Annotated in this window: 1 other RNA gene; it reads right to left on the bottom strand. The window is 58.0% G+C overall.

Features of this window, described 5'->3' with window-relative positions:
* Positions 1-319, bottom strand: an RNA gene (rnpB, locus tag OH705_RS26945) — RNase P RNA component class A; the annotation flags it as partial.

Below are 319 nucleotides of genomic sequence, written 5' to 3'. Positions count from 1 at the left end.
ATTAATTCAAGGACAGTCATACCTCAACGACGCCCATCACTGCACGCCTCTAGAAACCTACCCGCTTCAGACTCGGGCCACGCCGAATGGAACCCTATTTGGTCTTGCTCCGAGTGGGGTTTACCTAGCCACGGACTGTTGCCAGCCGTGCGGTGCGCTCTTACCGCACCTTTTCACCCGTACCGGCACCGAAGTGCTTAGGCGGTTGTTTTCTGTGGCACTTTCCGTAGGCTCGCGCCTCCCAGGCGTTACCTGTCAATCTGCCCTATGGAGCCCGGACTTTCCTCCCCCGCCTTTTGCGGAACAAAAGACGGCAGCG

This window comes from Pseudomonas sp. BJa3 (assembly GCF_026343815.1).
Lineage (GTDB): Bacteria > Pseudomonadota > Gammaproteobacteria > Pseudomonadales > Pseudomonadaceae > Aquipseudomonas > Aquipseudomonas soli.
Note: the sequence above shows the minus strand (reverse complement) of the source record. Positions and strands in the feature narration are given on the sequence as shown.